The sequence below is a fragment of the Gordonia iterans genome (assembly GCF_002993285.1).
GTDB classification, from domain to species: domain Bacteria; phylum Actinomycetota; class Actinomycetes; order Mycobacteriales; family Mycobacteriaceae; genus Gordonia; species Gordonia iterans.
Genome location: NZ_CP027433.1, coordinates 661,299 through 681,415, shown reverse-complemented (window position 1 = coordinate 681,415; position 20,117 = coordinate 661,299). Strand labels below are relative to the sequence as shown.

Annotated in this window: 18 protein-coding genes, 1 tRNA gene and 1 riboswitch; of the genes, 7 read left to right on the top strand and 12 right to left on the bottom strand. The window is 69.5% G+C overall.

Going from position 1 to position 20,117, the window contains the following annotated elements:
* Positions 1 to 103: 103 nt before the first annotated feature.
* Together C6V83_RS03100 and C6V83_RS03095 are read right to left on the bottom strand one after the other, a co-directional pair.
* Positions 104 to 1,375, bottom strand: a complete 1,272-nt coding sequence (locus C6V83_RS03100) for a threonine/serine exporter family protein (RefSeq protein ID WP_105941152.1) — start codon at positions 1,373 to 1,375, stop codon at positions 104 to 106.
* A gap of 182 nt (positions 1,376 to 1,557) precedes the next feature.
* Positions 1,558 to 1,631: transfer RNA gene (locus C6V83_RS03095), tRNA-Gly, on the bottom strand.
* A gap of 147 nt (positions 1,632 to 1,778) precedes the next feature.
* On the opposite strand from C6V83_RS03095, the gene dcd reads away from it, so the two are divergent.
* Both dcd and C6V83_RS03085 read left to right on the top strand, forming a co-directional pair.
* Positions 1,779 to 2,348 carry a dCTP deaminase gene (gene dcd, locus C6V83_RS03090; RefSeq protein ID WP_105941151.1) on the top strand — a complete coding sequence of 190 codons (570 nt, stop codon included), beginning with the start codon at positions 1,779 to 1,781 and terminating at the stop codon, positions 2,346 to 2,348.
* Between the two features lie 14 nt (positions 2,349 to 2,362).
* Positions 2,363 to 3,406, top strand: coding sequence for a hypothetical protein (locus C6V83_RS03085; RefSeq protein ID WP_105941150.1), 1,044 nt, complete (start codon positions 2,363 to 2,365; stop codon positions 3,404 to 3,406).
* Positions 3,407 to 3,512: 106 nt separating this feature from the next.
* On the opposite strand, the gene C6V83_RS03080 is transcribed toward C6V83_RS03085, so the two are convergent.
* The gene (locus tag C6V83_RS03080) at positions 3,513 to 5,186 is read right to left on the bottom strand and encodes an alkaline phosphatase D family protein (protein ID WP_105941149.1); all 1,674 of its coding nucleotides are present in this window, start codon (positions 5,184 to 5,186) and stop codon (positions 3,513 to 3,515) included.
* A gap of 188 nt (positions 5,187 to 5,374) precedes the next feature.
* Here C6V83_RS03080 and C6V83_RS03075 point away from each other — a divergent pair, with 188 nt between their 5' ends.
* On the top strand, positions 5,375 to 6,736 hold the full coding sequence (locus C6V83_RS03075; RefSeq protein WP_105941148.1) for an FAD-binding oxidoreductase: 1,362 nt from the start codon (positions 5,375 to 5,377) through the stop codon (positions 6,734 to 6,736).
* Positions 6,737 to 6,818: 82 nt separating this feature from the next.
* Positions 6,819 to 8,138, top strand: coding sequence for a family 1 glycosylhydrolase (locus tag C6V83_RS03070; RefSeq protein ID WP_105941147.1), 1,320 nt, complete (start codon positions 6,819 to 6,821; stop codon positions 8,136 to 8,138).
* A gap of 268 nt (positions 8,139 to 8,406) precedes the next feature.
* Here the strand turns inward: C6V83_RS03070 and C6V83_RS03065 are convergent, their stop codons facing one another.
* The 3 genes from C6V83_RS03065 to C6V83_RS03055 form a co-directional block, all read right to left on the bottom strand.
* Positions 8,407 to 8,748 carry a hypothetical protein gene (locus C6V83_RS03065; RefSeq protein WP_159067429.1) on the bottom strand — a complete coding sequence of 114 codons (342 nt, stop codon included), beginning with the start codon at positions 8,746 to 8,748 and terminating at the stop codon, positions 8,407 to 8,409.
* A gap of 275 nt (positions 8,749 to 9,023) precedes the next feature.
* On the bottom strand, positions 9,024 to 10,589 hold the full coding sequence (locus C6V83_RS03060) for a PTS ascorbate transporter subunit IIC (protein ID WP_105941145.1): 1,566 nt from the start codon (positions 10,587 to 10,589) through the stop codon (positions 9,024 to 9,026).
* Between the two features lie 11 nt (positions 10,590 to 10,600).
* Positions 10,601 to 11,410: a PTS sugar transporter subunit IIA gene (locus C6V83_RS03055; RefSeq protein ID WP_105941144.1), complete on the bottom strand. Its 810-nt coding sequence runs from the start codon at positions 11,408 to 11,410 to the stop codon at positions 10,601 to 10,603.
* An 84-nt stretch (positions 11,411 to 11,494) separates the two neighbouring features.
* Between C6V83_RS03055 and C6V83_RS03050 the strand changes: the two genes are divergently transcribed.
* Positions 11,495 to 12,418, top strand: coding sequence for an acetyl-CoA C-acyltransferase (locus C6V83_RS03050; protein ID WP_105943682.1), 924 nt, complete (start codon positions 11,495 to 11,497; stop codon positions 12,416 to 12,418).
* Positions 12,419 to 12,556: 138 nt separating this feature from the next.
* Here the strand turns inward: C6V83_RS03050 and C6V83_RS03045 are convergent, their stop codons facing one another.
* Together C6V83_RS03045 and C6V83_RS03040 are read right to left on the bottom strand one after the other, a co-directional pair.
* Complete coding sequence (locus C6V83_RS03045; RefSeq protein ID WP_159067428.1) at positions 12,557 to 13,339, bottom strand: ABC transporter permease; 783 nt, start codon at positions 13,337 to 13,339, stop codon at positions 12,557 to 12,559.
* A gap of 8 nt (positions 13,340 to 13,347) precedes the next feature.
* Positions 13,348 to 14,403 (bottom strand): ABC transporter ATP-binding protein, encoded by a 1,056-nt coding sequence (locus C6V83_RS03040; protein ID WP_199832580.1) that lies wholly within the window; start codon positions 14,401 to 14,403, stop codon positions 13,348 to 13,350.
* 49 nt (positions 14,404 to 14,452) lie between these two features.
* Here C6V83_RS03040 and C6V83_RS03035 point away from each other — a divergent pair, with 49 nt between their 5' ends.
* Positions 14,453 to 15,310, top strand: a complete 858-nt coding sequence (locus tag C6V83_RS03035; RefSeq protein ID WP_234353839.1) for an alpha/beta fold hydrolase — start codon at positions 14,453 to 14,455, stop codon at positions 15,308 to 15,310.
* Positions 15,311 to 15,449: 139 nt separating this feature from the next.
* On the opposite strand, the gene C6V83_RS03030 is transcribed toward C6V83_RS03035, so the two are convergent.
* The gene (locus tag C6V83_RS03030) at positions 15,450 to 16,616 is read right to left on the bottom strand and encodes an ATP-grasp domain-containing protein (RefSeq protein ID WP_199832579.1); all 1,167 of its coding nucleotides are present in this window, start codon (positions 16,614 to 16,616) and stop codon (positions 15,450 to 15,452) included.
* Between the two features lie 146 nt (positions 16,617 to 16,762).
* Here C6V83_RS03030 and C6V83_RS03025 point away from each other — a divergent pair, with 146 nt between their 5' ends.
* On the top strand, positions 16,763 to 17,743 hold the full coding sequence (locus C6V83_RS03025) for a hypothetical protein (RefSeq protein WP_105941141.1): 981 nt from the start codon (positions 16,763 to 16,765) through the stop codon (positions 17,741 to 17,743).
* Positions 17,744 to 17,925: 182 nt separating this feature from the next.
* Here C6V83_RS03025 and thiG read toward each other — a convergent pair whose 3' ends face one another.
* The 3 genes from thiG to C6V83_RS03010 form a co-directional block, all read right to left on the bottom strand.
* Positions 17,926 to 18,720, bottom strand: a complete 795-nt coding sequence (thiG, locus tag C6V83_RS03020) for a thiazole synthase (RefSeq protein ID WP_105941140.1) — start codon at positions 18,718 to 18,720, stop codon at positions 17,926 to 17,928.
* The gene (gene thiS, locus C6V83_RS03015; protein WP_105941139.1) at positions 18,713 to 18,931 is read right to left on the bottom strand and encodes a sulfur carrier protein ThiS; all 219 of its coding nucleotides are present in this window, start codon (positions 18,929 to 18,931) and stop codon (positions 18,713 to 18,715) included. Before thiS ends, thiG begins: the two co-directional genes overlap by 8 nt.
* Positions 18,928 to 19,995: an FAD-dependent oxidoreductase gene (locus tag C6V83_RS03010; RefSeq protein ID WP_105943679.1), complete on the bottom strand. Its 1,068-nt coding sequence runs from the start codon at positions 19,993 to 19,995 to the stop codon at positions 18,928 to 18,930. The genes thiS and C6V83_RS03010 overlap by 4 nt, the downstream gene beginning before the upstream one ends.
* Positions 19,992 to 20,106: riboswitch (TPP riboswitch) on the bottom strand. It overlaps the preceding gene by 4 nt.
* Positions 20,107 to 20,117 lie beyond the last annotated feature (11 nt).

The window sequence follows — 20,117 nt, the reverse complement described above, 5'->3', positions numbered from 1 at the left end:
GAGAGAATCCCTCCTCGGGCCTGCTACACCCCGACCAACTGTCTCCCCGACTCCCGCGGCTTCACCGTGCCGGTTGGCGCCGGGACGCGGGTCCAGTTCCGGATCAGGAGGCGGCTGTACCCGTCCGCGCGGACCTGCGCAGCCGCAGCGGACGCGTGATGGCGGGGGCGAGGACCGCGGCGAGCATCATGCAGATCGCCATGCTGAGCAGCGACAGCGCGGCGCCGGTCCCGAGCGAGCTGAGCGCATGGTCTTGGGTGATCGCGCCGCTGATCGCCACGAAGCCCATCGAACCGGGGACCATGAGCCAGAAAGCGGGCAGGAACATCACCAGCACGCTGGGCCGGTTCTTGTCGTGCGCGTTGACCGCCCAGCAGGCCAGGAGCGCCGCGCCCATGCCCACGCCGCCCGCGAACGCGGCGTTCATCCAGTGCTGCAGGAGATTGGTGAACCAGAAAGTGATGAAACAGAAGAAGACGGTCCACCACCACGCGCGGCGGGGCGTACAAAAGTACATCAGGTTGCCGACCGCGTACACCGGCGCCGCCACCCACATCACCCAGTACGGGGCCTGCTGCGAGGTGAGATCGCGCAGATCCTGCGACCCGATCCCGATCAAGTCGATGGCGAGGGCCAGCCCGAAGGCCATCGACATCAGCACCACCAGGGCGTACACCAGGCGCGAGGACCCGGTGATCTGGTCACCGGCGCTGAGCTCGATCAGGGCGGTGGTCAGCATAGCTCCGGGGATCAGGGTCAGCACCGGGATCACCGCGACCCTGACTGGGTCCGGCAGGCCGCCGTGCACCGCCCACAGCGTGATGGCGAGCGCGGAGATGAAGGTCAGCATGAAGGGCATCAACGCGGCCAGGGCGCCCTTGGCACTGAACCAAATCTGGATCGCGGCGATCGGGATCGCCACCACCACAGCGGCGACCGACGCCGCGAAGCTCATCCGGAAGCAGAACGCGAAGCCCAGCGCCATGAGCATGTAGCCGACGATGCGCAGGAACGGATTGACGGGCGGGCGGGCCGAACTGATCTTCCGCAGCGTGGCCAGCGCTTCAGCCACCGGGACGTCGGCGTGGCGCAGCCGGTGGACCACGTCTTCGGTGGCCGCGATCTGGTCGAACCGGAAGCCGGGACCCGAGTTCGCGATCTCGGTGGCGCCCTTCTTCTCGTCCAGGGTGACGATGTAGGTGGCGAACACCTGGGCGGTGGCGTCGAAGTCGTACGCGCGGCAGATCTCGCGGAGGACCTTCGCAGTCTCGGTGACCGGATACGACGATCTGTTCAGCGCAACACCGACAGCGGTGATGAGTGCGAGCATCTCGCCGTCGTCCGGCGCATCATCCCGGCACGGTTCGTCGGACAACCGAAATCCCCCCAGACAGAAGTGTCAGCGGCCCCGACCCGCTATCTCCACGAGCGACGATAGCACGGCGCGCCGCGCCGGCCCGCAACGACGGAGCCTCCCCGAAAGCGGAGCACGCCGCCGCCGTATCGGCCACCCCTCGGCGGATGGGGCCCAGAATCAGCCCTGAACAGGGGATTTCGTGGAGCCGATGACGGGAATCGAACCCGCACTCTCAGCTTGGGAAGCTGATGTTCTACCACTAAACTACATCGGCATCGCAAGGCTGTGACCTCGCGCAACACACACTAGCAAACCCCGCGCACCACAGTGCGCCCACCGGCCCCAACTCGGCCGGGCTGACGGGCGCCGCGGACGCACGCCGACTGTCTACCTGGGCCGATCATCGGTTAACCTCGACGTTGTGCTGCTCTCAGACCGCGACATCCGCGCCGAAATCGGGTCCGGGCGTCTGGGCATCGATCCGTACGACCCCGAGCTGGTGCAGCCGTCGAGCGTCGACGTCCGCCTCGACAGGCTGTTCCGCGTCTTCAACAACACGCGCTACACGCACATCGATCCGGCGCAGCGGCAGGACGAGCTGACCAGCCTCGTGGAGCCGGCCGCAGGTGAGCCCTTCGTCCTGCACCCCGGCGAGTTCGTGCTGGGCTCCACCCTCGAGGTGTGCAGCCTCCCCGAGGATCTGGCCGGCCGCCTCGAAGGCAAGTCCTCGCTCGGGCGGCTCGGGCTGCTCACCCATTCCACCGCGGGCTTCATCGATCCCGGCTTCTCCGGGCACATCACGCTCGAGCTCTCCAACGTGGCCAACCTCCCGATCACCCTGTGGCCCGGGATGAAGATCGGACAGCTCTGCCTGATCCGGCTTTCCTCACCCGCCGAGAACCCGTACGGCACCGCCAGTGTGGGTTCCAAGTACCAGGGCCAGCGCGGCCCGACGCCGTCGAAGGCGTATCTGAACTTCCCCCAGCGGTAAGACGGACGACGACGATGACCGCCCCCGCCTCCCGACGCCCCGCCTGGCTCGACGACTTCACCGTCCCGGCCTCCGCCGCCGGTGCGGTGCTCGCCTTCGACTTCGGCGACGACGGCTTGTGGGCGGCCCGCGTCGACCGGCGGCTCGACGTCGAGGAGACCGTGATGGAGCCGCGGATCACCCCGGCGGTCCTGGACGTGCGGATCGCCTCGTATCTGCGGGACAGCGAGACCGTGCCGGACGCCGACCGACCGGCGGTCTTCGCCGAGCTCACCGACGTGTGCCGGCGGGCACGGCACACGCTGATCGAGCGCGACAGCGTGCTGCTGATGGGCACCGAGCACCTCCGCCTGGTGACCGTGTCGCTCGACACCGCGATGGCGGCGACCGTGCCCGAGGTCAACCGGGCGCACGGGATGATCGTCGAACTCGCCGGGCGCGAACCGGTAGCCGCGGTACTCCTCGGGCCCGGCACCGATTCCTGGCCCGGCCTCTGGGAGTCGCTCACCGCACGCGGCTTCGCGATGCTGCTTCCCGGCGACGCGTTTCCGGCGACCTTCGGCGGTGACGACGACCGGACCGACGTCCTGGAATCGGTCGACGACGCGCCGACCGCGCTCGCGTGGGCCGCAGCCGCGCCGGAGACGCCGACCGCGTTCACCCAGCCGCCCGCCCCGCGGCGCCGACGGCACCGGCGCCAGGTGATGGGCACCGCCGCCGCGCTCGCGGTGGTTGCGCTGGCCGGCACCGCGGTGGCGGTCACCGTCGTGAACGACGAGGACGATCCGGGCACCGATCTGCTGGCCACGCCGGCCAGCTCGGATCCGACCGGGGCCGAGCCGACCCCGGAGACTTCGCCGAGCACAGTCGCTCCGGACGATCTGCGCGCCGCCCGCGCGCAGATGAAGCGCTACACGCCACCGACGTCGAGCAGCAGCGCGGCACCGTCGACCAGCGAGGCCCGCCCGGGGACGCCCCCTCGTCCTCGGCCGCGACCGAATCCCCGCCGGACCATTCCGAACCCTATCCCCGGCCTGCCGCCGATCATCATCGGCTGACGGCTCCCCGCCGGTCGAGCGCCTCCTCGCCGATCGAGCGCCTCCTCGCCGATCGAGCGCCTCCTCGCCGATCGAGCGGAGTCGAGATCACCTGCCGCCAGTCCGCTCAGGCCGGACGTGCGACCTTCTGCAGCCGACGCGAGCCGGAGGCGACCCGCCACGACTGGCCGTGCCGGAACGGCGCCCGCCGCGCGGCCTTGTCCGCCGTGAAGAACCAGTCCATCTGCGATGCGGCCGGGGTGACCGTGAGAACGGCGTAACCGTGCGCATCGGTGTCGACCCAGCGGGTGTTCCGGTTACTCGCCATGATCGCCGCCGACGCCGGTCCGCCGAGCGTGCTCTCCGGCACCGAGACCATGTCGTCGAGGTTGCTGGAGGTCACCGACGTCACCACGAACTCCGTCGCCACGGCACCGGCCTCCGGGTATCGGCCCGGATCGCGCGGCACCTCACACGCCCACGACATGTGGATGTCGCCGGTGAGGAAGACCGCGTTCCGGCGCCCGCTGCGGTCGATCGCCGACAGCAGGCGGTTCCGGTCGGCGGTGTAACCGTCCCACGCATCGGTGTTCGCCGGCACTCCCCCGCGCGGCAGACCGATCAGCTCGGTGAGAATCGAGGCGCGTTCGGCGTCCAGGGGCGGCACCAGGATCGGCGAGATCATCACCGGATTGCCGATGATCTGCCAGGTGGTGTCGGAGGTCCCGATCCCCCCGGTCAGCCACTGCATCTGCGCGCGGCCGGTGATGCTCGTCCGCGGCGAGTCGACGCGCGGAGAGATCGGAGCCTGCTTGTCGCGGTAGGTGCGCAAGTCGAGCATGGAGAGCTCGAGCAGCTTCCCGTACCGCAGCCGCCGGTACAGATGCCGCCCGGTGTCGGTCACCTGCGGACGCACCGGCATCCATTCGTAGTAGGCGCGCTCGGCGGCAGCTCGTCGTACCGGCCACGGCCCCTGAGTTGCCGGGTCATGGTTCTCCGCCCCGCTCTTGTAGGCGTTGTCGGCCGACTCGTGGTCGTCCCAGGTGCAGATGAACGGGTGGGCGGCGTGCGCGGCCTGCAGGTCCGGGTCAGTCTTGTACTGGGCGTGCCGGATCCGGTAGTCGGCCAGCGACACGATGTCGTGGGCCGGTCGGTGCGTGCGCACCGGACCGTGCTTGCCGGTGTACTCACCGGCGCCGTACTCGTAGATGTAGTCGCCCAGATGCACGACGGCGTCCAGATCCGTGCGGCGCGCGAGCTCCCGATAGGCCCCGAAGTAGCCGGCCTCCCAGTTGGAACAGCTCGCGACGCCGAAGCGGACCCGGGCCACGGCATCGGCCGCTGCCGGGGCTGTCCGGGTACGGCCGACCGGCGAGACGGCCCCGGCCGCGGGACCGTCGAGCACCCGGAAGCGATACCAGTACCGCGTCTTCGGGGCGAGGCCGCCTGCGTCGACCTTCACGGTGTGGTCGCGCGACGCATCGGTGGTCGCCGTTCCCGACGACGCCACCGTCGAGAAGTCCTTCGAGGGCGACATCTCCCAGCGCACCGTCGTCGCCGGGCCGCGACCGGATCCGGCCGTCGCCGCCGGTGTCGGCGTCACCCGCGTCCAGAGGATCACGCGGTCGGCCAGCGGGTCTCCCGAGGCCACTCCGTGCGCGAAGGCCTGCTGTCGGGACGGCCTAGCCTGCGCCGCACCGTCCCCTCCGACGAGACGGGCGGCAGCGAGGCCGGCGGCACCGGTGCCCGCGACGGCGACCAGGGTGCGACGAGAGATGCTGGGAGGCAAGGAATCTGACACGACCGGAAGTCTGACAACACCGGTTGTCGCAACCGTGACAGCCGCGACACCGGCCGATGACCGGCGACCGTCCAACAGGTGAACGGCTCCTCCAAACAGCGCTCCGGACGGTGCTCGCGACAATACTGGGCGGCACAGCGTGGTGCGATGGCCGCCTGAGCGACCGCTCAACCGCCTAGGGTGAATCCATGGTCGACGTGAGCACGCTGTCCGCAGCCCTGCCGGACGGTATGGTGGTGACCGATCCGGACATCCTCGCCGCGTACCGGCAGGACCGCGCCCAGGATCCGTCGGCAGGCACCCCGCTGGCCCTGGTCCGCCCGGTCGTCACCGAGGATGTGCAGACGACCGTCCGCTGGTGCGCCGAACACGGGGTGCCGGTGGTCACGCGCGGCGCCGGCACCAGCCTCTCCGGCGGTGCCACCGCCGTCGACGGCGCGCTCATGCTGACCACCGAGAAGATGCGCGGCATCGCCGTCGACACCGCCACCCGCACCGCGGTGTGCAAGCCCGGCATGTTCAACGCCGAGGTGAAGGCCGCCGCGGCCGAGCGCGACCTCTGGTATCCGCCGGACCCGTCGTCGTACGAGATCTGCACGATCGGCGGGAACGCCGCCACCAACGCCGGCGGCCTCTGCTGTGTGAAATACGGCGTCACAGTCGATTACGTCCTCGGTCTCGAGGTGGTGCTGGCCGACGGCCGCGCCGTCCGCCTCGGCGGCAAACAGCTCAAAGACAGCGCCGGGCTCTCGCTGACCCGACTCTTCGTCGGCAGCGAGGGCCTCCTCGGGATCATCACCGAGGTCACCGTGCGGCTGTTGCCGCCGCAGGCCCCGGCCTGCACCGTCGTCGGCATTTTTCCGACCGTCCACGATGCGAGCCGCGCGGTGGTCGCGGTGACCGCCCGGACCCGTCCGGCGATGCTGGAGTTCATGGACTCGACGTCGATCAACGCCGTTGAAGACCTGCTGAGAATGGGGCTCGACCGCAATGCGGGTGCCATGCTGATCGCCCAGTCCGACGCACCCGGACCGGCCGGTGCCGCCGAGATCGCCCTGATCGAGGAGGCCTTCCACGCCAACCGGGCCGGCGAGGTCTTCACCACCGACGACCCCGCCGAGGGCGAGGCCTTCACCCAGGCTCGCCGCGTCGCGATTCCGGCCGTCGAGAAGAAGGGCTCGCTCCTCTTGGAGGACGTCGGCGTACCGCTGCCCGCCCTGCCCGATCTGGTCGACGGCGTCGCCGCCATCGCCGCCGACAACGGCGTGACCATCGCGGTGATCGCGCATGCCGGCGACGGCAACACCCACCCGCTCATCGTCTTCGACCCGACAGACGACGACGAAGCGCGCCGCGCGCAACTGGCTTTCGACCAGGTGATGGGCCTGGCCGTCGAGATGGGCGGAACGATCACCGGGGAACACGGGGTCGGCCGGCTGAAGAAGGGCTGGCTGCCCGCGCAGCTGGGCGACGACGTGATGGACCTGACCGCCACCGTCAAGAACGCCCTCGACCCGCACGGCATCCTCAACCCCGGCGTCCTGCTCTGAATTAGGCCGCGCTGACCGTCGGCGGCCTCGCGATCCCGCGATTTTCGCGACATCCGGTGGCCGGGTGCGCAAGACTCGCTCCATGCGAGGTACCGCGACCGCCGTCGACACCGCCCGCACTGTGCTCGCGCTCGCCGTCGCCTGCCTGCTGCTCGCGGTCCCGGTCCGCCCCGTCTCGCCGGCGCAGGCCGATCCCGCTGCGCTGCCGCACGACTTCCTCTGGGGCGTCTCTTCGTCGGGATTCCAGGTCGAGGGGTCCTCGCCCGACAGCAACTGGCGCCGCTACGCGCGGTCGGGCAGGACGCACGACGACGTCGGCACCGCCGTCGACTTCCGCCACCGCTACCGCGAAGACATCGCCCGCGCCCAGGCGATGGGGATGAAGGTCTTCCGGATCGGCGTCGAGTGGGCGCGCATCGAACCGCGTCCCGGAAAGGTCGATCAGCGCGAGCTCGCGTACTACGACGACGTCGTGAACGCCATCGTCGCCGCCGGGATGCGGCCGATGCTCACCCTCGACCACTGGGTGTACCCGGGCTGGATCGCCGACCGCGGCGGCTGGGCCGACCCCCGCACCCCGCACGCCTGGCTCACCCACCAGCGGCGGGTGGTCGACCGGTACGCCAAGCATCGGCCGCTGTGGATCACCGTGAACGAGCCCGCCGCCTACGTGATGCAGGAGGTCCGCTTCGGCGGCATCGCACCGGACCAGACGCCGGCGATGTTCGACCGGCTGGTACACGTGCACCGCGCGATCTACGACCACATCCACCACCGCGACCCCGGCGCGATGGTGTCGTCGAACACTGCGTACATCCCCGCCGTCCAGCCCGAGCTCGACCGGCTCTTTCTGAACCGCGTCCGCGACAAGCTCGACTTCGTCGGGATCGACTACTACTACTCGGTGACGCCCACCGACCTCGGTGCGGCGTACATCGTGGCCGACGAGTCCTGGAAGGCTCCAGTCTCCGCCGACGGGCTGTACTACGCGTTCCGGGACTACTCCCGCCGCTTCCCCGGGCTGCCACTGTACGTCGTGGAGACCGGCATGCCGACCGAGAACGGCAGGCCGCGGCCGGACGGCTACCGCCGCGACGACCACCTGCGCGACCTCGTGTACTGGACTCAGCGCGCCCGCGCCGATGGCATGAACGTGATCGGCTTCCACTACTGGTCGCTGACCGACAACTACGAGTGGGGCAGCTACACACCCCGCTTCGGGCTCTACCTGGTAGACGTCAAGACCGACCCCACCCTCACTCGCCGCCCCACCGCCGCGGTCAAAGCCTTCCGCGAGATCGCCGAGGCCAACGGCGTCGACCCGCGCTACCGGCCGAGCCGCCCCGCCCAGTTCTGCTCCCTGGTCGCGGCGCCGTCGAGTTGCATCGACCCCGTGCGCTGAGTCCCGCTTCACCCCACTGGTGTTCGAACGGACCGTTCGGTCCCGCCACCCCACTGCTGTTCGAGCGCACCGTTCGGGTCGTCGGAGGCCACCAACCTTGGTGGTCGAGTAGCCGGAGCGAACGAAGTGAGCGTCGGCGTATCGAGACCCCGACTCGATCAGCGGGACCCGGAATCACCCCCGGAAGGTCAGGATGTGCGCGAATCGAGGGAGTCCACCCCGGCATATCGCCCGCGGACCCCCTCGATTTCGGTCATCCTGACCGGCGTCAGCTCTGCGGAGCGTCTCCGGTGATCTCACAGATCCAGTGCCCGTCGGTGGTGGCGATCAGGTGTCCGGGAGCACCGCTCTGGTCGGTGCACGGATGCCCACCCGGGTCGTCGTCGTGATCCTGGTGACGACCGGCGATCTGCGGAGCGTCCCCGGTGATCTCACAGACCCAGTGCCCGTCATCGGTCGGGATGAGGTGCCCGGGAGCCCCGCTCTGATCGGTGCAGGGATGCCCACCCGGATCGTCGTCCTGCTCGGGCTGCGGAGTCGCCCGCGGCTCCGCCGGCGTCTTGGTCGCCGCCGGGGTCTGCGGCGTCTCGGTCTCCGTCTCGGTCGTCACGGATGTCGAATGGTGTGACGACGGATGCGAGCTCTCTGCCGCCTTGTCGTCCGAGTCGCCAGAACCGCATGCTCCCAGGACCAACATCAGCGAGAACGCGCCCGCCACGAGTGCTGACTTCTTCAAGAGTGAACCTCCACAGTGAGAGAGCCGGGTGCGACCGCTTCTGTCGATCGCATCGCCCGACCGTGCTCACACGATAGAAATGTGAACGACGTCACTATACCGGAATGCAGAAATCGGGCAGGGCCGGCCGCCCCCGATGGAGGTCCTACTCACGAGGGCGGAGGCGGCGGCTTCGGGGCTCCGGCGGGCGGCGGGATCTTCGCATACTTCGTGCCACCGGGCACCATGTCCGGATTCCCCGGGCCGGGCGGATCACCGGCGCCGGGCAGCGGCCGCCCGGGCGACGGATCCCAGTCGGTCTCGACCAGCTTCTTCTGCACGACGATCGCCAGCGCCAGGATCAGCGCGCCGATGAGCAGCATGACGAGCACGCCCGGCCAGCCGCCGATCTTGCCCGCACTGCCCAGAAGCAGGCCATACCAACCGAAGTCGGCGTCGCCGAAGGTGGTGTTCTCCTCACCGAAGCTGCCCAGGACACTGACCAGGAGCGCCGGCAGGAAGGTGATGATGAGGCCGTTGGCGAAGCCACCGCTGATCGCACCGACCCGCCCACCGGTGGCGTTGCCGTAGACGCCCGCGGCGCCGCCGGTGAAGAAGTGCGGCACCAGACCGGGCAGCACCAGCGCCCAGCCGAAGGCCGGCCCCAGCCACAGCGACAGCACTCCGAGTCCGACAAGGCCGGCCGCGAAGCTGGACAGGAATCCGATGAGCACGGCGTTCTGCGCGTATGGGAACACGATCGGCGCATCCAGCGCCGGCACGGCTCCGGGAACGACCCGCTCGGCGATGCCCTGGAAGGCCGGAACCAGCTCGCCCAGGATGGTGCGGACACCGAAGAGGATCACCGCGACGGCGACGCCGAAACTCAGACCCTGCGTCACCCCGTTCATGATGAAGTTGCCCATGCCGGTGGCGCCTCCTGCGCCGTCCGCATCGGCGTAGGCGAGATAGGCCTCGGTGCTCCCGACCCGGCCGACGTAGATCAGCGACACGATGACGTACATCAGCACCATCGAGAGCGCCGTCGCCACCATCGAGTCACGCAGGAAGCGCAGCGACTCGGGCAGCTTCAGATCCTCGGTGGAGCGGCTCCGCTTGCCGCCGGTGTACCGGCCGACGACGCCGGCCACCACGTAGCCGAGCGTGCCGAAGTGACCGATCGCGATCGTGTTGTCGCCGGTGACCCGCTTGGTCCACGGCTGAGAGATGGCCGGCAGCGACACCATCACCACACCCAGCAGCACACCGCCGATCACCACCACGCTGAAGGCGTTCATACCTGTGGTCGCCAGCACGATCGTCAGCAGAGTCGCCATGAACAGGGTGTGATGACCGGTCAAGAACACGTACCGCAGCGGCGTGAAGCGCGCGAGCACCAAGCTGAACACGAAGCCGAGGATCATCAGCCACGCGACTTGGGCACCATAGGTGTCCTGGGCGATGCCGACGATCGCCTCATTGGTAGGCACCACGCCGTGCGAGCTGGTGGAGCCCTGCAGCATCACGCCGAGCGGTGCGAGCGACGCGACGACGAGGGTCGCACCGGCCCCGATCAGCAGAAAGCCGAGGGTCGCCTTGAGCGCACCGCCGATCACCTGGCCGACGGTCTTGCGCAAGGCGATCAGACCGACCGCGGTGATGATGCCGATCAGATACGCCGGGACCGCCAGAATCTCGTTGACGACGAATTCCGCGATGGTTGCGATCACATTCATGGCTTCGGCTCTCAGACGTCGTAGTTCGCACGCAGCGCGGCGTCGAGCTCTGCGGGGCTGGTGAAGTTCTCGATCACGGTCACCGGCACGCCGATGTCGCCCAGAGTCTTGGCGATCTCTCCGGAGGTGAGGATCAGATCGGCCTCCTTGGCCTTGCCTTTGGCCGAGATGGTGTCGGTGGCCTCGACGGTGATGAACGGTGCCCAGCCCCAGTCGCTCAGCACCTTCTCCAGCGTGTTCTTGAGGAACAGGCTGGTGCCCAGGCCGTTGCCGCACACGGTGAGGATCTTGTTGTTGGTCCGACGCCCCGATTCGGCGGCGGACGCGGGCCGATCCGCGGCGACATCGGCTGGGGCACCCGCCGTCTCCGACTGGTTCGGGCCGAGAATCGCGAGTACCGCCGCCGGTGTCTGCGCGACGTCGAGAGCAGCTCGCCGTTCCGGATCGCCGAGCACTCTCGCCAGCTCCGCCATCGCGCGGGTGTGCGCTTGCGCGTCGGTGGCGGCGAGCGCGACGACGAGCCCGACGGGGTCGTTGGTCTTGTGCCCGAACTCGACCGGGGCGGCCAGGCGCACCCAGGACATCCCGGTCCGGTGGACTGCGGGCGACGGTCGCGCGTGCGCGAAGGCGAACCCGGGGGCGATCACGATGTACGGCCCCTTCTCCACGACCGAGTCGATCATCTCCCGCGTGTAGACGTCGGTGGTCACGCCGGTCGTGGTCAGGAGGTCACCAGCGGCAGAGATCGCGGCGCGCCAGTCGCCCGCCGCGACGTCCAGCGCTACGGCTTCCGGGCTCAGGAGGTCTGTCAGCGCGCTCACGTCCGGGACACTATCGGCTACCCGCAGGTAAAGCGTGGGGCGCGGGGAAATCGGTCACGATGCCATCGCTTAATGTCACGGTTCATGGCAACCCAGCACCTGACCGACGTCTACGTTCTCGGCGGCAATCGCATTCCGTTCGCCCGCTCGAACGGGGCCTACCTCGACGAGACCAACCAGACCATGCTCACCGCGGCCCTGGACTTCGACGTGCCGAGTCCGGCCGAGCGCCGGACCGACCTGGTTCCCGGCGCCGCACAGGCCATCACCGGCGCAGCGTGGGGAATCCGCCGCGACGATCAGGACCGGATCGCCCTGAACTCACACGCCAAGCTGGCGGCCGCGTACGACGACGGGTTCTTGGACGACCTGCTGACACCCTTCGCCGGGCTCAGCGAGGACGACAATCTGCGGCGCGGCCTCACCGCGGAACGACTGGCCGCCCTGAAACCGTGTTTCGGCGCCGACGGCACCATGACCGCGGCCAACTCGACGACGCTCACCGACGGAGCCTCGGCGGTCTTGCTGGGCTCACCGCAGTGGGCCGCCGAACGCGGTCTCACGCCGCTGGCCCGCATCGTCGACGCGCAGAGCTGGGCGGTGGACTACGTCGACGGCGACCCGAAGACGCAAGGGGTCCTGATGGCACCGGTGTACGCCGTGAGCGAGCTGCTGCGCCGCAACGCTCTCTCCCTGCAGGATTTCGACTATTACGAGATCCACGAGGCCTTCGCCTCTCAGGTGCTGTCGACCCTCGCGGCGTGGAACGACGCCGACTTCTGCCGCACCGAGCTGGGCCGCGACGAGGAGCTCGGCGAGATCGACCGTGACCGGCTGAATGTGACCGGCGGGTCGCTCGCCACCGGCCACCCGTTCGGCGCCACCGGCGGCCGTATCACCGCGACACTGGCGAAACTGCTGCACCGCAAGGGATCCGGCCGAGGCCTCATCTCGATCTGCGCGGGCAGCGGCATGGCGGTGACAATGATCCTCGAGGCGTCCGCCTGAGGAGATCTCGACTCCGCTCGATCAGCTGGACTCACGCGACCACCCGGACTCACGCGACCACCCGGACTCACGCGACCACCCGGACACACACGACCACCCGGCCTCACGTGCCCACAATGGTCGAGCGGAGTCGAGACCTCACTTCACCTCGGACGTCATCACCCGGTACACGCCGAGGGCGCCGGGCAGCCCGATCCAGATCACCGCGCAGACCAGAATCTGCGCCCACCCCTGGGCGCCGGGGTTGGCACTCTGGAGAACCGACATCGACTCCTGCGGGTAGATCCACGGGCCGACGCTCCGGAACAGGCTGTCTCGTCCGTAGTCGTCGGATGCGGCCACGGACCCGAAGAACAGGATCGCCGGCACGACCACTTCCGGGAGCACCAGATAGGCGACCACCGCGCCGGCGGTGTTGAGTACCGCCATGGCCATCGCGAACGCCATCAGCAGGTCGAACAGCGCCCGGATCCCGTAATAGCGGAGCGCCTCGTCGGCACCGCCGAACGAGCCACCGCGCATCGCCGTCACGAGCGCGGCCAGAGCGACCCCGAGAGCGAAGACCACCAGTGCGCCGAGCAGTGCCGCACACAGCTTGGCGGCCAGCACTCGTTCCCGGCGCGGCTCCAGCGTGAACGTGGTGAGCACGGCGCGCTGCCCCCATTCGGAGGTCACCAGCAGGATCGCCAGGACGCCCACGAAGATCCTGGATGTGATCCCGAATCCGTTGAGGGTGGATCCGAACGTCATCGGATTCTCCGGCACGCCGAGCACCACGGCGATCACGATCAGCCAGATCACGCCCATCACGCCGAGCAGGATCCACGGTCCGCGCGTGCCGACCAGCTTGCGGAGTTCGACGACCAGTTCGCGCCCGAACGGGATTCCGGGAGCGTGCGGATCGATCGTCCGAGCAGTCATCGGGGCGCTCATGCGAGACCTCCGGGGTAGGTGGGGCCGGCCGGGGGCGGATATCCGCCCCCGGGAGGCGGGTATCCGCCCGACGGCGGCGGACCGGGCGGCGGGTACGGTCCGGTCGGCGCGAATCCGGCAGCTGCCGGCGCCGCGAATCCCGGGCGGCCGCCGGGCGGTGCGAATCCGCCGCGCTGGGCACCCGCGGTCAGTTCGAGATACATGCGCTCCAGGTTGCCGGTCCCGGCCCGGCGCAGTTCGGTGAGCACGATCTGCGTCTGCGCCACCGCCGCACCGACGTCGCCGGGTTCGGCTTCGACGTACAGACCGCCGTCGGCGTCCGGCCGGCACACCAACCCCGCAGCAGTCAGCACCGCCGCGAGCTCGGCGTCGTCCGTGGACTGAACCCGGGTGCCGGGCACCCCGGCCAGATCGGCGGTGGCGCCCTGCGCCATCACCCGGCCGTGCCCGATCACCACGATGTGATCGGCGATCAACTCGATCTCGTGCAGCAGGTGCGAGCTCAGCAGCACAGTGCCGCCGGCATCGGCGAATCCACGCAACACCCCGCGCATCCAGTGGATGCCCGCCGGATCGAGCCCGTTGACCGGTTCGTCCAGGATCAGCACCGCCGGATCGCCGAGCAGCGCGCACGCCACGCCGAGGCGCTGCCGCATGCCGAGGGAATAGTTCCCGATGCGGCGCGACGCCTCGACCGAGGTGAGCCCGACGACGTCGAGCATCTGCCGCACCCGGGAGTCGTCGAGCCCCATCGTCCGGGCGCTCAACCGGAGCGTCTCGAGCGCCGTGCGTCCGCTGTGGAACGCTGACGCGTCCAGCAGAGTGCCCACCTGCATCGCCGGGTTCGGGATGTCCCGGTAGTCGTAGCCGCCGATGGTGGCGCGGCCCGACGTGATCGGCGTCAGCCCGGTGAGCATGCGCAGGGTGGTCGACTTCCCGGCGCCGTTGGGCCCCAGGAAGCCGACGACCTGTCCGGGCAGGCAGGTGAACGACACGTCGTCGACCGCGGTCAGGCTGCCGTAGGTCTTGGTCAGATGCTCCACAACGATCACCCCGCCATCATGCCTGCGGTCGGGGTCACGCTTCCATACACTCGCATCCGTGTCTGACACCGAACGCATAGTCCTGCCCACCGGAATCGGACTGGGGGTGTCTGTGCGCGGCGACGGGCCGGCGGTCCTGCTCAACGCCGGCCTGGGCATGCCGAAGGCCACCTGGGACTACGCCGGAGTGACCCAGGCTCTGGTCGACGCCGGATTCCGGGTGATCTCGTACTCCGCACGCGGCGTCAAACCCTCCGATGCCCCGCCCCCGCCCTACCGGATCGCCGAGCTCGCCGACGACGCCGCGCTGCTCCTCGATCATCTCGGGGTGGGGAGCGCCGTGATCGTGGGCTACTCGATGGGTTGCTATGTGACGCAGGCGCTCCTGGAACGACGCCCGGGGACCGCACGCGGCATCGTGCTGTGCGCCGGCTTGGCGTCGTCGGAGATCGGCAAGCTGGTCAACGAGATGGAGCTCGGTCTCTTCGAGCGGCTCGGCGAGGTGCCGAAGACGGTCGCGGCCTTCGAGACGATGATGACGACCCTGGCCCCGGCGGACCTGCAGAACGGCGAGACGGTCCGCGTCTGGCACGAGATGCTGATGCACGGCGAGAGTTCATGGTCGAACAAGGACGGCCAGCACGGACAACTGGCGGCCTCCCAGGCGTGGATGCTCGACGGCGAGCCGACCCGCGAGCGGCTCTCCGCGATCGACGTCCCCGCCCTGGTGATCGCCTACGAGAACGACCTCTTCTTCCCCCCGGCCACCAGCCGGGCCGCCGCGGAGATGATCGGCGCCCAGGGCGCGGAGTTCCTGCAGATCAACGGCCTCTCGCACGGCGGGCTGATGCTCGATCCCGACCGCACCGCGACCGCCCGCATCGTCGAATTCTGCCGACGCGTAGCAGAGTCCTGAGCTAGCGTGGCGGAGCCTGCGACGACACGCTGTCGAAGGGCCGACGCGTAGCAGAGTCCTGAGCTAGCGTGGCGGAGCCTGCGACGACGCGCGGTCGAAGGGCCGACGCGTAGCAGAGTCCTGAGCTAGCGTGGCGGAGCTAGATCTGGTGGCCGTCCCACTCGTGGTCGTGCATGAAGCCGCCCTGGATTCCGACGCGATACTTGACGCAGTTGCGCAGGATGTTGCCGTAGGCGGGCAGCAGCATGGCCGCGGGCCCCATGTCACCCTTCTCGGCGATTACGTCGTCGGCCCGCCGGAACTCGGCGAGAAACTTCCGGAAGCTGTTGTCCGGCAACGAATCCCTACGCCATCCGTAGAGCGCCATGCCGATCCCGATCATCCGCACCCGGTTCAGCGGCGGCGTGATCAGGGCGTCGTTCTCGCCGAAGAAGGCCCGGTCGACCCGGTTCTCCGGCGTGAACATCATGATTCCGCTGGTACCCCGCGGGTTGCACTCGATGGTGTACAGCCCGCGCTCGGGATGGTCGATGAAGTCGAAGCCGAGGTGACCGGTGAATCCGGTCCGCTTGACCACGTCGCGCACCCACTCGACGATGCCCGGGTGGTCCACCTGCTCAAAGGTGAGGCACGACGATCCACCGATCGCGTAGCGCACCGGATAGGTCGCATGCGCGAACACCTCGCCGTCGCGGCAGACCGAGTACGTGCAGTACCGCTCGCCCTCGAGCCATTCCTGTGCGATCCACGGATTGGCGGGATCGAAGGTCAACTGCTCCAGTCGATCTCCCGGATTCGCTTTGTAGACCTCCTGCGAGCCCCGCGAATACGCCTGCTTCACCGCGAACGGGGTGTCGAAGTCCAGCGCCGCCACGTCGTCCGGCCGGGCGATCCGCGCGAACTTCAGAGTCGGGATCCCCCAGTCGGCCAGCGCCTGCTGAAAGGAAAGCTTGTTGTGCAGCATGTCCTCGGTCTCGAAGTCCGAAAGGAACAAGTCGCAGGAGAGCGGGAACAGCCCCGCCATCATGGAGAGGATGTCGGTCTCCTCGTGGATCGGGATCACCATGTCGATGCTCTCGGCGTCGACGATGGCGGCGATCTCTCGGCAGTACTCCTGCGGCCGATACTTCGGCGGGCTCACCCGGTGAAAGACGGTGACAGCTTTCGAGTACCGGCTGACGGCGACGGGCACGCTGTCGGCGACGCTGACCTGATGCCCGGCGGCCGCCAGGAGCCGGGCCAGATTGAGCGTGAGGAACGACCGCCCGAAGGTGATCAGAATGTGCTTTCGGCTTCCTGACTCCACGGCGACTATGCTAAGCCCTCTCACGGAATTCTCAGCGAGCGCCTCGGTCGGCGCGGACTCCGCGGCTGCCGCCTCGCTGACCTGGAAATTCCGATTTCGGGCACCTGATAGCGTTCTGAATCGACCTACCCAAGTAAGGACCTGGCTTGTACGCATTGGGAATCATCGCAGCGATGATGGCGGCCGTCGCCTACGGCATGTCCACCGTCTTGCGGGCCCTGGGCGCACGACGGGTCGCCGTCGCCGAACGGCGCGCGGCGGAGGCGAAGAACGAGACCGTCGCCGCGGCGGGAGACGGCACGCCGCCGTCGATGTCGTCGACGGTGGCGACGCTGGGCGATCCGGCGTTCATCCTGGGCACCGTCCTGGTCGTGATCGGCTTCGCCGGCGGTGCGGTGGCGGCCCGCTTCCTGCCGCTGTTCCTGGCGCAGTCCATCGTGTCGGCGAACCTCGTGGTGACCGCTCTCGTCGGCACGTTCCTGCTGAACATCAAGCTGCACACCCGCGACTGGGTGGCCATCTGGCTGGTGGTCCTGTCGCTCTGCCTGCTGGGTGCGTCGTCGTCGCCGGAGACTCGCGACCACGCGGTGATGACCTTCCACTGGGGCATTCTGGCGACCGCCTTCGTCGTCGGAGCGATCGGGCTGTTCGGCGTCTACCGGTTCGGCAAGTACGCGGCCTTCGTCGGCGGCTTCGCCGGCGGCCTGCAGTTCGGCGTCATCGCGATCGCCGTCCGGGTGTTGGAGGGCGTCGCCCCGTTCGATCCGTTCCGGGTGCTCACCGACCCGGCGGCGTGGGCCATCGCCGTCGCGGGCGCGAGCGGCTTCTACATTCAGACCGTGGCGTTGCAGGTGGGCGCCGTCAACGGCGTGACCGCGGTCCTGGTGGTCGGCGAGACCGCCGGTCCGAGCCTCATCGGCGTGCTCTTCCTCGGCGACCACGCCCTGCCCGGGCTGGCATGGCTCGCGACGGTGGGCTTCGTCGGCTCGGTGATCGGCGCGATCCTGGTGGCCTGGTACGGCAGTGGCGACCCGGACCACTTCGGCGAGGCCCCCGAAGAACTCGGCGGCTGGCGACGCGGCCGCGCCGACGGGGAACAGCCCCCTGGCCGGTCGAGCCAGGCCTGACTGGTCGAGCACGACCTCCACGTGCTGGTCGAGTACGACGAGCCCCGGGGCGAGCCCCCCTTTGCTGTCGAGCACGACAAGCCCCCCCCTTTGCTGGTCGAGTACGACGAGCCCCCCTGGGGCGAGGAGGTGTCGAGACCACCCATCCGGCCGGAGTCGGACGTCGAACCGCCGAGAGACCTCTATTCCCCCGCCGCACCGACCGCCGGCGACGACGCCTGCGCCCAGAACCGCTTCGGGATGCGCCCCGCACCGGCGGCGAGCCGCCCGGCCCGCACCGCGTGCCGCATGGCGTGCGCCATCGCCACGGGGTCGTTGGCCCTGGTGACCGCCGAGGCCAGCAGCACGGCATCGCATCCGAGTTCCATCGCCAGCGCGGCGTCGCTGGCGGTGCCGATGCCGGCGTCGAGCACCACCGGCACCCCGGCCCGCGCGACGATCATCTCGATGTTGTGCGGGTTGGCGATGCCCAGCCCGGTGCCGATCGGCGAACCCAGGGGCATGACGGCGGCGCACCCGGCGTCCTCCAGGCGGCGGGCCAGCACGGGATCGTCATTGGTGTAGGCCAGCACCGCGAAACCGTCGGCCACCAGTGCAGCGGCTCCGTCGAGCAATTCGACGGGGTCGGGCAGGAGGGTGCGCTCGTCGGCGACCACCTCGAGCTTGATCAGTTCGGTGCCGGTCGCCTCGCGGGCCAGCTGCGCGGTCAGCAGCGCTTCTGCCGCCGTGTGACACCCCGCGGTGTTCGGCAGCACCTGGATGTCCAAGCGCCGCAACATGTCCAACAGTCCGGTCCCGGAAGCCGGACTCACCCGGCGCATCGCGACCGTCGTCAATTCGGTGCCGGAGGCCGCCAGCGCCGCTTCCAGCACGGCGAGGTTGGGCGCCCCGCCGGTTCCCATGATCAGCCGCGAGCTCAGCCGTCGTCCGGCGATTTCCAGGACGTCGCCGCCAGCGGCGGGGGCGCCCTCAACCACCCTGCACCGCCGTCAGGACGTCCACCACCGCATACGCGGGAACCGGTTCGGCCCACCGGGACTGCGGCCGCACCGCGCCGTCTATCGCCACGGCGACCCCACAGTCCGGCAGTCCCAGGTGAGCCAGCAGGCCGGCGACGTCGGTCCCGGCCTCGACGCTGACTTCCGAGCCGTTGACGGTCAGCTCGATCGATCCCTCCGATGTGCTCATCGAACACTCCTCTCATCCGTGTATCCTCCGCCGGGCGTCTCGTCCACTGCCGGTTCGCCGATCAGATCCAGCACGCGGCGAGCGGTCTCCGGCGCCAGTGCGATGCCGTTGCGGCCGTGTCCGGTCGCCACGATCAGCCGTTCGTCGATCTGTCGCACGATCGGCAACCCGTCCGCCGACACCGGACGGATGCCCGCGGCGGCCTCCACCAGATCGTAGGTCCGCAGTCCCGGGAACAGTTCGCACGCATCCGACAGCAGATCGGCGACGCCGCCCGCCTGCGGACGGCGGTCGTCCGGATCGATCGCCTCGTACTGGGTCGCACCGACCACCACGCCGTCGTGCCGCGGAACCAGGTAGACGTTCCGGCCGTGCCACCGGGCGCGCACCACGTGCCGCGGCGGCGGCACCGACCAGGCCGTCCGGCGCAGCCGCAGGATCTCCCCCTTCTCCCCGCGCAGTCCGTCCAGTCCCGGAACCAGGGCACCGGAGTCCAGGCCGGCGGCCACCACAATCCGGTCCCCGGCGACCTCGGCGAGATCGGCGATCCGGTGATCGATCAGGTCCGCACCGACGGCGGCCAGAGCGGCGCGCAGCGCACCGATCAGGCGCCGGTTGTCCACCGCGCCCTCCCCGGCCAGCAGATAGCCCCCCGGCGGTGTCCGGACCAGGCCGGGTTCGGCGGCGCGCAGTGCACTCGCCGTCTGCTCGGCGATCGATGCGTCTGGGAGCACGCCGCGGGCGAAGGCCGCGGCGTCGTCGAAATACGCCCGGTCGGCCACCGAGGCGGCGACCAGCAGCGTGTCCGAGGCCGCGACCACGTCGTCGCCGAGCCGCCGGAGCAGTGCGGGCCAGCGCGCCACCGACTCCGCGGACAACGCCAGCAGTTCGGACTCACCCGGTCGGGCTTCGCCGAGGCACCCCAGCATGCCGCCGGCCACCTGGGCCGCCCGGCGATCCGGTCCAGCGTCGTACACCCGCACCAACCATCCGCGATCGGCCGCGGCCAGCGCACAGCTCAGTCCGACGGCTCCGCCGCCGACGATAGCCAGTTCCCGTGCCACCGCTTCGTCACACCTTCCTTCGCCGGCATGACCCGGATCAGGTTCGACGGTCGGCGGCGGCGGCTCCGCGATCTCAGCCCGGCGATCCTCCGGGCACCCGTGTGTCGTATTGCACCACTAGC

Excerpts from the sequence above, each read along its gene's own strand:
- C6V83_RS03050 (WP_105943682.1), top strand. The coding sequence starts at position 11,495 with ATGGCAACCCAGCACCTGACCGACGTCTACGTTCTCGGCGGCAATCGC.
- C6V83_RS03075 (WP_105941148.1), top strand. The coding sequence starts at position 5,375 with ATGGTCGACGTGAGCACGCTGTCCGCAGCCCTGCCGGACGGTATGGTG.
- thiS (WP_105941139.1), bottom strand. The coding sequence starts at position 18,931 with ATGAGCACATCGGAGGGATCGATCGAGCTGACCGTCAACGGCTCGGAA.
- C6V83_RS03045 (WP_159067428.1), bottom strand. The coding sequence starts at position 13,339 with ATGACTGCTCGGACGATCGATCCGCACGCTCCCGGAATCCCGTTCGGG.
- C6V83_RS03070 (WP_105941147.1), top strand. The coding sequence starts at position 6,819 with ATGCGAGGTACCGCGACCGCCGTCGACACCGCCCGCACTGTGCTCGCG.
- C6V83_RS03060 (WP_105941145.1), bottom strand. The coding sequence starts at position 10,589 with ATGAATGTGATCGCAACCATCGCGGAATTCGTCGTCAACGAGATTCTG.
- C6V83_RS03085 (WP_105941150.1), top strand. The coding sequence starts at position 2,363 with ATGACCGCCCCCGCCTCCCGACGCCCCGCCTGGCTCGACGACTTCACC.